This window comes from Dulcicalothrix desertica PCC 7102, from assembly GCF_003991905.1.
GTDB lineage: Bacteria > Cyanobacteriota > Cyanobacteriia > Cyanobacteriales > Nostocaceae > Dulcicalothrix > Dulcicalothrix desertica.
The window spans coordinates 572,140-584,809 of the sequence record NZ_RSCL01000001.1; the positions used below are offsets into that span (position 1 = coordinate 572,140).

General features: G+C 38.5%; 12 protein-coding genes. All 12 read right to left on the reverse strand.

Annotated elements, in window-relative coordinates; all coding sequences use genetic code 11:
* Positions 1-200: 200 nt before the first annotated feature.
* Entirely contained in the window at positions 201-533 is a 333-nt protein-coding gene (locus DSM106972_RS02550) for a hypothetical protein (protein ID WP_127078522.1), read from the reverse strand.
* Between the two features lie 222 nt (positions 534-755).
* Positions 756-2,576 (reverse strand): tetratricopeptide repeat protein, encoded by a 1,821-nt coding sequence (locus tag DSM106972_RS02555; RefSeq protein WP_127078524.1) that lies wholly within the window; start codon positions 2,574-2,576, stop codon positions 756-758.
* A gap of 128 nt (positions 2,577-2,704) precedes the next feature.
* Positions 2,705-2,908 carry a hypothetical protein gene (locus DSM106972_RS02560; RefSeq protein ID WP_127078526.1) on the reverse strand — a complete coding sequence of 68 codons (204 nt, stop codon included), beginning with the start codon at positions 2,906-2,908 and terminating at the stop codon, positions 2,705-2,707.
* A 6-nt stretch (positions 2,909-2,914) separates the two neighbouring features.
* Positions 2,915-4,174, reverse strand: coding sequence for a nif11-class peptide radical SAM maturase 3 (locus DSM106972_RS02565; RefSeq protein ID WP_127078528.1), 1,260 nt, complete (start codon positions 4,172-4,174; stop codon positions 2,915-2,917).
* 44 nt (positions 4,175-4,218) lie between these two features.
* Positions 4,219-4,563: a hypothetical protein gene (locus DSM106972_RS02570; protein WP_127078530.1), complete on the reverse strand. Its 345-nt coding sequence runs from the start codon at positions 4,561-4,563 to the stop codon at positions 4,219-4,221.
* A 53-nt stretch (positions 4,564-4,616) separates the two neighbouring features.
* Positions 4,617-5,051, reverse strand: coding sequence for a Nif11-like leader peptide family natural product precursor (locus tag DSM106972_RS02575; protein ID WP_127078532.1), 435 nt, complete (start codon positions 5,049-5,051; stop codon positions 4,617-4,619).
* A 181-nt stretch (positions 5,052-5,232) separates the two neighbouring features.
* The gene (locus DSM106972_RS51120) at positions 5,233-5,388 is read right to left on the reverse strand and encodes a hypothetical protein (RefSeq protein WP_158632753.1); all 156 of its coding nucleotides are present in this window, start codon (positions 5,386-5,388) and stop codon (positions 5,233-5,235) included.
* Between the two features lie 92 nt (positions 5,389-5,480).
* On the reverse strand, positions 5,481-5,828 hold the full coding sequence (locus DSM106972_RS02585; RefSeq protein WP_127078534.1) for a hypothetical protein: 348 nt from the start codon (positions 5,826-5,828) through the stop codon (positions 5,481-5,483).
* Positions 5,829-5,966: 138 nt separating this feature from the next.
* Complete coding sequence (locus tag DSM106972_RS02590; RefSeq protein WP_127078536.1) at positions 5,967-9,035, reverse strand: tetratricopeptide repeat protein; 3,069 nt, start codon at positions 9,033-9,035, stop codon at positions 5,967-5,969.
* Between the two features lie 493 nt (positions 9,036-9,528).
* Positions 9,529-9,804, reverse strand: coding sequence for a hypothetical protein (locus DSM106972_RS02595; RefSeq protein ID WP_127078538.1), 276 nt, complete (start codon positions 9,802-9,804; stop codon positions 9,529-9,531).
* A gap of 456 nt (positions 9,805-10,260) precedes the next feature.
* Positions 10,261-11,037, reverse strand: coding sequence for a peptidylprolyl isomerase (locus DSM106972_RS02600; RefSeq protein ID WP_127078540.1), 777 nt, complete (start codon positions 11,035-11,037; stop codon positions 10,261-10,263).
* A gap of 50 nt (positions 11,038-11,087) precedes the next feature.
* Positions 11,088-12,635, reverse strand: coding sequence for a beta-barrel domain-containing protein (locus DSM106972_RS02605; protein WP_127078542.1), 1,548 nt, complete (start codon positions 12,633-12,635; stop codon positions 11,088-11,090).
* Positions 12,636-12,670 lie beyond the last annotated feature (35 nt).

The following is a 12,670-nucleotide window of genomic DNA, read 5'->3' on the forward strand; positions in this document are numbered from 1 at the left end:
GTATGAAAACAATTTTGTTTTGTATCGATACCATAGCCCTAGTTATAGAAAATTGTATTGCTGGTAAAGTTCTTTTGTACTATAGCATGTATATTTTGTTGCTGTCAGGCAAAATGGTAGGAAACCGGGGAAATGGGAGAGACTATGCTGAAAAATCTTGATTTATCTTCATATTCCCGGTTTCTTGAAAATTTTATCAGTTAGGGTCGATCAGTCGCCTTGATCCTAACAGTCTCTATCGCATAGTTATCTCCTCCTCGATAACGAGTTTTAACCTTCGCTCGATCAAAGCCTTCAAGACCATAATCGGTATCAACTGTAGGGTCTTCACCAATTGCAATAGCTAATCCTGTACCGGTTACCTTAGAAACACCGTTTTTCTTAGTCGTTGAATCAATGTTTACATCAGTGAGAGTAAGAGAATTGTTTCCCCCTGCTGTTGCATTAGCTACTATGAATATATCAGCACCACCAAAAATTAAGTCGTTTTCTTGAGTATTCTTTAAATAGGACAAATCATTAATTAGCATCATGAGCCTATGAGTGTGAATTAACTAAAGTTTACGCATTGACAAAGTAGACAATTTCGAGATGCACTGCAAGATGTGGATATAGCTTGTGCAACTCTATAAATTGTATAGTAATCGCCGCTAGAATTTATTAATAAAATAATATCATTGACCAGATCAATTTGTAAAGTAATGATATTCTTAATTAATTTTTTAAACTGTGATTGTTTAGTTTAAATTGGCGATTTAGACCTCAACTGAAACTAAGTTGGCTCCCTTTTTAAATTTTAATTTATAGATTAAACTTTTAAGCTTGACTTTTGGAGTTTTAACCTTGAATGTTGAATTTTTATTCAACGATATTGGAAATAATTGGGAAACAATTTCTTCTCGTAGGGGAGCTGCTTCATCTTCAGCTAACAAGACAAATAAATTTGCTAGCGCTTGTGGAGAACGGTCAAGTTGAATAATTTGTTGAATTAAACGAAAAGCACTACTAACATCGCCAAATTCTAGAAATTTTTTTGCGTCTGCTAGAAAAAAACGAAAGTAATAATTGTGAGCTTTTGCTGTAATCTCAGCGCAATGCTCAACTGGGAGATAACTCTTTGATATTTCAATTGTATCAATAATGGATGTGACATCCGCACGAGTTTTACACAGCTCGTTGGTAATACTTTTAACATGCTCACGGTAGCAAGCTAAAGTTTCCGGTTCATACCAGCAATCATAAGAAACTGCAATGCGTTTGTAGAGTTCCCAGTCGTTTGAGTATAACAATTCAGGAAGATATACCCCATTACGTTCATGGGCTTCCCGACGAATTACTACTGCACATATATTTAATAAATTTGCTACTCCAATTTGCTGTAGCCAATCTCGAACAATTCCTCGTTGATTGCTATCTAACTTCGGCGAGTGAATTAATTTACCCTGCTTATTAACATTCTCATATCCTGTAAAAGCAAATGCTACTGAGTCCGGACACTCCAGAAGGCTTTGCTTCAAACGAGCATAAAAACCAGGGAGTACATAATCATCATCGTGGAGTAGATGAATCCACTTACCACGACTGAGTGCAATACCTGTATTACCATTTCTGATGGCGCCTATATTTTCAGGGTTGCGGTAGTAACGTACCACTCCTCCCCCAATCTCATACACTAGTTCAAACAAGGGCTGTATACTGGCATTGTCGATGACCAGAATTTCCATTTCCTCTGCCCCAGTCCACTGTTCGAGTACACTGGCAAGGCATTGCAGGAGATAGTCAGTGCGGTTATAAATCGGAATGACTACAGAAAATATTGGTCGCTCATCACCATCTGTAACTGGAGCAATAGCAGGAAAAGTATAGTCTCCCACAATTACTTCATGTACAGGAATTGGGGGTGTTACTAGCACCTGTTGAGGAGTTTGAGCATTTTCATAAACTTCCGTAGCTGCTGCGTAGTGAGGATTAATGAGCTTTAACCCTCGCCGATAAACTGCAACTGCTTCCTTTAAATTATGCTGTATTTGGTAAATCTCTCCTAAGCCTATGTAAGCTTCTCCACAATTGGGATTGAGTTCAATTGCTTTGTTATAGCAAGCCTCAGCATTCTTCAAATCACCTGCTTTTTTCAACCTAAGACCTAACTGATGGTTTAAAGCGGCGTAGTAGAGTTGTTTTTCTGATGAGAGTTGCCCTTGAGCGTGGAGGGTGTTGCCTAAGTTCACCGAAGCTTCGGTGCAGTTGGGCTGTAGTTCCAAAGCTTTTCGATAGCAGCTTATAGCCTCATCATATTTACTTTGTTGCTGCAAAGTATAACCCAGATTATTATAAATTGATACTGCATCTGGTTGCAAAGAAACAGCTTGTCTGTAAGCTTTTTCTGCTTCTGGTAATAAGCCTTGAACTTGATAGAGATTACCCAAAGCGAACCAAATCTTGGTTGAGTTGGGCTGCTTTTGTAATATTTCTTTATATATCGATTCTGCTTCATCCAATTGATTGGATTTATGGTTTTGCATTGCTATTTGGATGAGAGATTCAATATTATATTCTGGAATATTCGTGGTATTCATAATGAAAATTTGTATAATTTTAAACTTTTAATCGATTTTGATTCCCCCAACAAAAACGCAAATTCTGAGCTTTAATAAACTGAAATAATCTGGAGTTTTCCTGGGGGTATTCATAAAATTTGAATTTTTTATTGCTCTTTGATATCTGTAGAATTTATATTAATTTGTGTTTTGTCTAAAGTTTGCTTTGCTTTTAAAAGCACTTTTAAATGTGTTAATTGGCTTTTCCAAGCTGACCTAGGAAGCAGAGCGGGTTGCTGCAATTTGTCTTTTGATAGCTCTAAATCACTTTTTGCTTCTGGAGGTTCGGCTATTTTTAAATTGTTTGTCATAATTGATTACCCGATTAGTGAGTAAGATTCTTTGTTTTCTTGCCAATCAAGAGACCACTGGATGCGGTCAGCACTAAAATGCAATGGGTCATTTTCTGGTAAGGGAGCGTCTATAGGCTCTACAATTAATTCAAATTCTCCATTGTCAAAAGGTTGTCCTGGCGCCTGAGCTAATAGTACTACACGCTCTCTTAAACCTTGTTCTGCATGGACTAGCGCGCGGTGATGGCAGTAAGGATTGTTACCCCTCTTATCAAAGAATACGTGAGCAGTCCAACTGCAACCCCCACGGCAAAGTTCGGCATATTCACAAGTTTTACAAAAACCCCAGAGGTGCTTGATACCTTCTGATGTTCCTGCTCCTAAATTCATTCGCAATTCTGCTGTATTCTCAATGATATCATGCAGCGTGCGCTCTCTAATATTACCACCTGTATAGGCGGTTGTAGGTAGCGAAGGACAACCTTTAATTGCTCCATCAGCTTCAATTCCTAAAGTCGAAAGTCCGGCGCCGCAACCTTGCCAGAATGACCATTCACTTTCGTTACCCCGTCCGCGTAAAAGCCGTTCGTATGGTCCGTAGTAACCGATGTTATTTCCTGCCTGGAGTTGAACTCCTTCAGCATAAGCACGACGAGCAACACGCGCGAGCATTGGGTAAATATCTAGTAACTCGTAAGGTTGGAGGAGGATATCTGAATTATCGGCGGCATTGCCCATTGGTACAGTAAGTTGAACTTGCCAAGCACGGGCGCCTGCATCACGAATAAGTTCATATATACTAGGAAACTCTGGTGCTGATAAACGATTAATTTGGGTATTGCAACCGAAGGTAATGCCAACTTCTTTGAGGTGACTCATCGTCTTAAAAGCGTATTTCCAAGAGCCTTTTCTACCTCGTAAACGGTCGTGAGTTTGTTCCAAACCATCAATTGAAACGGAAACCGTGCGAATTCCCGCTTCTTTCATTCTTTGCGCGGTTTCCAATGATATACCATAGCCGCCAGTAGTCATGCCACATAACATTCCAGCTTTCGTTATCTCTGAAGCAATCTCTAACCAGTCTGGACGCAGAAATGCCTCACCACCAATGAGGGTAACTTCTTTTATCCCAACGGATGCCATTTGTTTAACAAGTAATAGCGCTTCTTGTGTTGAAAGTTCTTTCGAGCGTGTATTTCCCGCGCGCGAACCACAGTGACTACAGGCAAGATTGCACTTTAAGGTAATTTCCCATACAGCATAACTCGTGCGGTGGTATGTCATGGCTAACTCTCCATCTGGGATTAGAATTAAAAGAGCATGTAATATTAGCCCTTTTTGCGAGGTAAATCTATTGCGATTACAATACCAAGGGCAATAGCAGTATTTTTAGAAACGAGGTATCCAGAGCCATCTATATCAATTACGAAATCACCCTCACCTGCGACAGCTACATTAGCTGTAGGATTATTACCATTCGCTATACCTAATCCTGTACCAATTGCAATGGCGCCACCGTTTCGTAGTGGTTTGGCGAAAGTATTTGTTGATGCATAAGTTTTGGGTGAAGACCCTGTGGCTGATGCATTAGCTGCGACAGTAGCTCTAACAGAACCTAAAATTAAATCGGTTTCTGGGATATTGCCTAGATAGGACAAATCTACAATCTGCATAATTAAGGAACACACTTTTTTAACTAAAATTTACGAACTCACACGAACTCAGTTTATGTATCTGATGCTTGAGAAGTTTGGTCAAGTGGACTAATTACTATGCCATACAAAGGTTGTGGTTGGGGTAGTGGCTTCGGTAATGGTCTAGGCCAAGGTTTGGGCCAAGGTTTAGGATACCCTTTGGGAGGCCAAGATATAACGCCGTATAGTGGTTGAACAATAGAATCTTCTGGAGCAATGCTCGCAATTCCACCAACAGCTCCCACTAGTTCCTCTTCACTGAGTTCGTTAAACTGACCTAATTCTTTTAACTCTAATATTTGGATAGCGGCTGTTTCAAATTCTTTTTGAGAGAAATTATAGCCTTTCTCTTGCAAAAATTGTTCTGCTTCTTCAGCTTTCTTATTAATTAACTGAGTGCGAAAAGCTTCGTCTTTAACAAGTTTGACAAGGAAGTCTTTAACTTTTTGCAAAATTTCTAAAGACATATTATCTTCTCCTGAAATTATTACTTTTCGTAATGCTTTTTTCAATTGGAAATCCTTGAAGCAAAGATTTACCGTAATACATTAGATATGAGAGTACACAGCAGGGTCTGCTACTTGATGTAACTGCTCGGATGCAGAATAATTATCTGTAATGATTTGCGGACATCGTATACAAGCAGCCTTACCTTCCTGCAATTATTGCGGCTTCTTGATCAGAGACAGCGAATAATGCGTCTTTTGTTTCTACTAAACTTCTTCGTGTTATAGCATTTGTAATGGCATCATCAATTAAGTCATTGATTTCCATTTGATGGTTAAATTTTTTGTTTTCTTCCATGTCTCTGTTCCTCTTAACTTTGTTTACAGGGTGGTCAGATTCCCGACTTCTCTAAGAAGTCGGGAATCTTAATGACACAAATTACTAGGGGGTCAAGACGATTTGATAGATGATGTAGAAGCAAACACAAAGTCTGTACCAGTTAACATACCAAACTTGGTTGTGCCATCCTGACTCGTCACTTGATATCCGGATATACCTGCGCTTGTGTTTTCAAGCTTCTCAATAGTATTTCCATCTTCGGAAGCAAGGGGTGTTACCTCTAAAGGTACGCCAGATAGATCAAATAGCTCACTTAGATCAGGCATAAGTCTCTCTAGTAAGGGTTTTACTCTAGAACTTATCCCTATTTCCCCAAGAGTCAATCCACCTTTGACCTCAACCTCATTTTCTGCTACTACTTCACAAAAACTCAAGTCTGATATCTTTAATTGACACATATTGCACCTCTAGTTACATGAAGCAAAAATTGAAGAATTTTAGTTATTTTCATTTGTCTTGTCGATCAATTGCTTAATCATTAATTCACATTATGAGCCTCCTTTTTGAGGTATTCAGGAATATATCTACCTAATTGTTTATGAAATCCTTGACAAATCATCATACTCATGTGATAGCTTTTGCTGTTGATGAATTTTGCTTAAATTCAAGTGGACTTCTGTGTGCTGGGGATTAAGTTCTATTACTTTTTGATAATGGGTAATTGCCTGTTGCCACTTTCCTTGTTCTTGCAGCACAATCCCTAAGTTGTAATGAGCTTCTACTAAATCAGGTTGGAGGGCAATGCTAGAGCGATAGTAAGCTACAGCGGTCTGTAAATCACCAGCTTTTTTCTTTTGCATACCCAACTTGTGATTCAATTGAGCATAGTTAAGTTTTTGTTCGCTTGAAAGCTTGTCTTGGCTGTGCAGCGCATTACCTAAATTAACGTCTGCTTCTATAAAGTCTGGCTTAAGTTCTAAGGCTTTTTGATAGTATTGAACTGCTTCGTCCAATAGTCCTTGTTGTTGCAGAGCAGAGCCTAAGTTGTTGTAAATTGGTAGTGAGTCTGGTCGTAGGGCTAGAGCTTGATGATAAGCGATGACAGCTTCCCCGTACTGTTTTTGAGCAAAACACAAATTACCTAAACTGAACCAAACCTTAACGGAGTCTGGTTGAACTTGTGTCGCAGTATTCAACCATGTAAGAGCGGTTTCGGGTTGCCCTAACTGTTGCGCCAGCATACCTAAACTGTATAAAGCTTCCGGGTGGTCAGGTTGTTTTTCTAGAACTTGACGATATAGCTGTTCAGCCTCAACTAGACGATTGGCTCGATGGTGTTGAACTGCGAGTTGAAGGGTTTCTGCCACATCTGAGGCGCCAAATCGTCTTGGCTTATTAACTACCTTGAAAAGAAAATCCTCTAGCGCTCTAACTGGTTTTAAGTCGCCGTATAACTTATATTTATTTTCAGCAACTTGTCGAGAGATGTGTTGACGATATTCATCATTTTGCCCTAAACGAACTGCCACCTGTACATACTCATCTATAGTTGCAGCAATCGTCTCTTCTAAACCCATCATTTTGAGAATAGCCATAGTATGCCGTCCTCGCATTGTGTCTCCAGACAAGGTGACAACTGGTATATTATGAGCGATTACTTCTAACGTCGAGTTGCATCCTGACCAACTAATGCTATCCAAGAATACATCTGCTGACATGGTAGTACTGATAAACTGTTTACCCTCTAAGCGAGGCAAAAAGATGCAGTAATCTTGATAATTAAGTCCAAATTCCTCAAAACTTCGTTTTATCCTTTCGCGAAACATCTCTGTAATATACTTGCTTTGCTGCGCCTCAACAAAGACAAACTTACACTTAGCTGAGTGTTTAGCTAAGTCCTTGGCAATTCTAGAAAAGACATTATCATACTGTGGTAAATATTTATACAAAGATTGACAGCACCAGAACATAATTTCGTCGTCTGCGATACCAATTTCCCGTTTACTAGTTGGTTGAGCTTCAATTGTTAACGGCGTATAATGAATTGATAAATTCGGCAATCTGACTAACTGTTCTGTATAGTGTTCTTGAGCATTTTCTGGTTCCATTAAGTCACTGCTCAAATAATAGTCAATCGTCGGTAGTCCACTAGTAACAGGGTGTCCCCAAGATGTCATTTGAATTGGAGCTAGCCTTAAACAACCCAATTTTACTGTTGTTGAGTCCATGCCAAATTCTGGAAAAATTAGGATGTGTAACTTGTCTTGTTGAATAATTTCAGCCCACCTTTCCAGCGGTAAAGAACCTTGAGTAAATTTGTCAAATGCTTTCGCAGCAGAAGTAGTTCCCGGATCGCGTTCGTTGTTCGTGTGATAGCCAAATAATTCAAACTCGCTTCTATCCAAGTTTTCTACCCAACCCTTTAAGGGGATTTTCCAATTAGAATGATTGTAAAAAAATCTGGAAACAAAACCGATGCGAATTTTTTGATTGGCTGCTAATTTTGGCAGGGCGATGGGTTGGTGCCACTGAGGATAGCGACTCGACATTAACCCAGCAATCATTTGCCCATAAATTTGCTGCAAAGGACGGTCATTTAAGCCTTGATAAGCTAGATAAAAAGGCTGAATGAGACCAACACTTATAGCTGCCTCTGCTCTTTCAGAGGAAGTCGCAACTTGATAGTAGTTCGCTAAAGAAAGCAGATGTTGCTGATAGTGCTTTCGCTTCAAATCAATCTCGTCAACACTGGAATAAATAGTTGGTAGCTGACTTACACAAATGCCTAACTTTGCTTCAGCAAAATTAGGATCAATTTTTAAAACTTGATTGTATGATTCTATCGCTTCCTCTAGGCGCCCCTGGTCGTAAAGTGTGTTTCCCAAGTTCTGATGAAACTTAGGATAGTTATGCTTAAAGCTGATAGCTTGCTTGAAGGATTCAACAGCTGCATCAAACTTATTCTGTTTCTTAAAGATAGCACCTAAGTTGTTATAGGTACCAGCGTAGTCAGGCTTAATAGCTAATGCTCGTTGGTAGGACTCTACCGCTGCATCGAACCTGCCTTTTTCCTGTAGGACAATTCCTAAATTGTTATGAGCTTCAGCACAGTCCGGCTTAATAGCTAATGCTCGTTGGTAGGACTCTACCGCTGCATCGAACCTGCCTTTTTCCTGTAAGACAATTCCTAAATTGTTATGAGCTTTAACACAGTCAGGATTATTTTTTAATGATTGGTGGTAAGATTCTATAGCTGCTTCTAAGTTACCTTGTTGCTGGTAGAGATTTCCTAAATTATAATAAGCTTCGGCATAGTCTGACTTGAGCCTCAAAGCTTGCTGGTAAAATTCTATAGCTGCGTCTAACTTACCTTGTTTTTGGAGGACATTTCCTAAATTATAATAAGCCTCTGCATAGTCAGGTTTAAGCCTTAATGCTTGTTTGTAAAAATCTACAGCTGTGTTTAAAAATCCCTGTTCCTCAAATATATTTCCTAAATTGTTACTTGCTGTTGTCTGATATTGATTGTTTAATTCGGGTTGAAGTTCCAATACCTTTCTGTACAGCAATTCTGCTTCATTCCACTCACCAGACTGATGCTTATGAATTGCCGATTCAATAAGGAATTTAGCATTAGTTGCTAAAATTTTTTCGGTATCATTCATGGCGATATCAAAATAACTCGTTATCTGCTATAAGTCCCACGACATACAAATTCAAATTAGAGGTTAGTATTACAATGCTTTCCTGCTTCACAGCTTGATTTCTTAGATTATTAAAATTAGGGTGCTGTATCCTAAATTAATTCCAATTAATCAATTGTTTATTAATTTTGTTTTGTTTGATTTTAACTTTGAATTATTTTGGCTTGTCTAAAATACTATCCAGTTTTACGATTTTGGATGTCGTTTGAACTTTGTTTATTGATTTGAATTTTGAAACTTTATAATCTGCTGTACATTTTTAAAGGCACAGCAGATTAAATGTTTATTAAAGTACTTTAAAGACCGCCAAAATCTACTCAATATCTTACAGCAGAAATAGAAATACCGTTCATTATATGAATCGACTTTCCGGATTAGTCAAGTTATGCTCGGATTTCAAAACTGGTGCCAAGTTTACTAGCTTTTGGCTGTCTTTATTTTTCATCACCAGGAACTAGAATTTAGCAAATGCGATAGAGCCGGAACTATTTACACCATTATTAAGGTAGGTGAAAGTTTGAGTTGCGGAATCGTTAGTACCCAAAACAGTTGCTTCAGCTACTGCAGCAGCTCCTGACACATTAACTTTAGAGTTAAAGTTTTTATTGTCTCTAATGTTAATGTCTATATCAACTCTGGTTACTTCGCTGCTGTTCCGACTTGCCACTACGAAACCACCAAACACTGCATCTTCATTAGCTTCCAAGTAGTTTAGATCAGAAATAATCATTGTTTTTCTCCTGGGAATTACTTGTTTTTAGAATCCGATGTGAGAAGTTCGTTTTCCCTCTCACATTTCTACTATAACTTATTCACTTAAAAAGTCAACAACTTTTTTGCTTTTTTTGCATAGATTTTATCAAAAATAAATTATTTATTTTTACGAACTAATCAATGAGTTTAAAAGTAATTAAACATGACAAAACTGGGCAGTAATTACTTGCTTTTTTTACTGCTCAGGCACTTTTAAAGATTATTTTTTTGTGTTTATTTTGGACTAAATGCTTGTAAATCAAGCTCTTGCAGCGACATTAACTATTTTTTGATTGATAATTAAACTGAACTTCTTTTTTTGTAGAAAAAACTTATTTATAAGCAAAATAATTTATTTTTACCTACTATTTAGTTAAATTATCAACGAAAAAAATGGATTTAATTGGTTATTACGTATTACTAGTAAATGGCTTTAAGCTTGCTTAAAAAGTTCTGACTGTGATTGTGAATTATCATCAGAGTTTATCTGAGTGACGATTTCCATAACCTCTATTTGTTGCTGTAACCAATCAGAAAACATTTCCTCTGTGATTTTTTCGCGTAATTCCTCATCTAATTGAGGTTGAATAATTTCCTCCACCCAAATTAAATACACACATGAAGGCGTGGTAATCGGTTTGAGAATCTGAGGTGGAGTTGCCGCAAATACAGCCGCCGCAATCTCTGGACGAAATGAACTACGGCGCCGCAGTCCTTTGTATCCACCCGCGCGGCGAAGTTCTGGCTCTTGAATGAATTGGCGAGCAATTTCAGCAAAAGTGATTTCACCTTCTTCTATGGCATAAAACAATTCCAAGGCTAAGTCACGCTCCTCAAAGACGACTTCATAGGTAGCTGCTTGATCGTAATCGAGTCTATGCTCATAAAAGTACTTTTCCACATGAGGAGAAAACATGTGATGAGCTAGCTTCCGAGACAGAGCTTGGTTATGGACTAATTCTTCAAACTCTTTTACAGAAAGATGATGCTTTTCTAGCCATGTCCATGTATCCTTTGCTTTTACCAGTTTCTTTTCTAACCGCAGTTTGTCACCTTCAATCTGCAATTCTTCATTCGTGACAGTAATTCCTGCTTTTTGGGCTGATACAGCAATAATATGAGCTTCGGCAATCGCTTCTATGACACTGGGAATTTGGCAGGAGAGTTTGAGGTTGTAAATGATATCTGAACTAGAAATGGTGAACGACATATGTTTTTTCTCCTTTCCATGTATAACTCATAACTCATAACTCATAACTCTTAAACCTCTAAACCTCCTTTTTGCAGTTTCTTAAATGGGTCTAAAACAAAGTCAATAACACGACGTTGACGAATGATGACTTCAGCAGTTGCAGTTTGACCAGCGGTTAATGGAATGCGTTTGCTGCCATTGTTAACATACTGCTGTTCTAAAGCAATTTCTAAGTCATAGGTTTCGATAGTTCCTCCACTAGGTGTTTGATTCACTTTCGAGTCAGGGGAAATTCGTGCGACTTTCCCAGGTACAATGCCATGTTCTTGGAAGGGATAAGCGTCAAACTTAATTTTGACTGGCATTCCCACCTTCAAAAAGCCGCTATCTTGACTAGGTATGCTTGCTTTGAGTACGTAACCTACATTTTTAGGTGCAATTTGTGCAACTCTTTGACCAGGTTGTACGACTGTTCCAGGTTTGCTAAATGGCAACTCAAAAATTATCCCGTCGAGGGGAGACATAACTATTCTTTGTTGTAACTGAAGCTTTAACGATGTCATTTGGCTAGTCGTTTGAGCAATAGCCGATTGATTTGCTGTAATTTGGGCAATCAAGTCTTTGAGTTGTTGCTCATTTTTTAAAACGGCTAGTTTGCCATTTTTTTGTAAGCTAGTATAGCTGTCTTGCACCTCTTGCAACCGAAGTTTCGCTTGTTTAATGTCAGACTCAAGCTGGCTAACTGTTGTTTGATAGCGACTTTTCTCTTCGGCTAAACGTAGTTCTGCTTGTTTTACGTCGTATACATTTTTTTGATATGTGCGCTTACTTTCTTGTTCTTCTTTTTTGAGTTGATCAACCTGCATTGCGGAAATGGCGCCATCTTTAACCAGATTGTTAAAGCGTTCAACTTGTTTTGAATCAATACTCAAGCGGTTCTTAGATGCTTCTTTATCATTAAGAGTAACTTGAATTTGAGAAAGCGCTTGACTAACTAATGCCTGTTTTTCCGACTTTTGCAGGTTATAAGTACTCTGCTTTGAATCCAGATTCTGCTTTGCTTGGTTGATTTGCGAAAGCTTTTCTGATTCTTGAGATTTATTTTGCTGTTCAGTAACGCTAATCGTCAACTGTAATTGATTCTTGAGAATATTGAGTTGCACGCGCTGATTTTGTAGTCCAACTAGCTTTGCCTCGGTCTCTTTGATTTGTGTTCGCAAGATTTCCGAATCTAATTCTAGTAGCACTTGCCCAGCTTTAACGGTTTCACCTTCCTTAACTTTGACTGCTTTAACACTTCCACCAACTTCAGAATCCAATTTTAGTGTTGCACCTTTTGGTTCTATACGTCCTCTTGCACTTCCAGTCTCATCTACTTTGGAATACATCGACCAAGGTAAAGCTAAAACACCAAAGCCAAGTAGAACGTACAGTAAACCGCGCGTCCAAAGTCTCGGTAAGGCATCGAGTAGTTCTTCACTACCGTGGAATAAATCTTTACTATCATCAAATGTTTCTACTGGGTCGCGGATTGCATGATTTTCTCCCGCGCGTATATCGCTTTGAGACTGGTGCTGTTCCTCTTCAGGAAGAGGATTAAGAAATGGTTGGGACATGGTTAAGAAGAGTGCAAGGTATGAATCGTTAAATT

Bases quoted from the DNA above. Each gene is read 5' to 3' on its own strand.
- DSM106972_RS02550 (WP_127078522.1), bottom strand. From the start codon at position 533: ATGATGCTAATTAATGATTTGTCCTATTTAAAGAATACTCAAGAAAAC.
- DSM106972_RS02555 (WP_127078524.1), bottom strand. From the start codon at position 2,576: ATGAATACCACGAATATTCCAGAATATAATATTGAATCTCTCATCCAA.
- DSM106972_RS02560 (WP_127078526.1), bottom strand. From the start codon at position 2,908: ATGACAAACAATTTAAAAATAGCCGAACCTCCAGAAGCAAAAAGTGAT.
- DSM106972_RS02565 (WP_127078528.1), bottom strand. From the start codon at position 4,174: ATGACATACCACCGCACGAGTTATGCTGTATGGGAAATTACCTTAAAG.
- DSM106972_RS02570 (WP_127078530.1), bottom strand. From the start codon at position 4,563: ATGCAGATTGTAGATTTGTCCTATCTAGGCAATATCCCAGAAACCGAT.
- DSM106972_RS02575 (WP_127078532.1), bottom strand. From the start codon at position 5,051: ATGTCTTTAGAAATTTTGCAAAAAGTTAAAGACTTCCTTGTCAAACTT.
- DSM106972_RS51120 (WP_158632753.1), bottom strand. From the start codon at position 5,388: ATGGAAGAAAACAAAAAATTTAACCATCAAATGGAAATCAATGACTTA.
- DSM106972_RS02585 (WP_127078534.1), bottom strand. From the start codon at position 5,828: ATGTGTCAATTAAAGATATCAGACTTGAGTTTTTGTGAAGTAGTAGCA.
- DSM106972_RS02590 (WP_127078536.1), bottom strand. From the start codon at position 9,035: ATGAATGATACCGAAAAAATTTTAGCAACTAATGCTAAATTCCTTATT.
- DSM106972_RS02595 (WP_127078538.1), bottom strand. From the start codon at position 9,804: ATGATTATTTCTGATCTAAACTACTTGGAAGCTAATGAAGATGCAGTG.
- DSM106972_RS02600 (WP_127078540.1), bottom strand. From the start codon at position 11,037: ATGTCGTTCACCATTTCTAGTTCAGATATCATTTACAACCTCAAACTC.
- DSM106972_RS02605 (WP_127078542.1), bottom strand. From the start codon at position 12,635: ATGTCCCAACCATTTCTTAATCCTCTTCCTGAAGAGGAACAGCACCAG.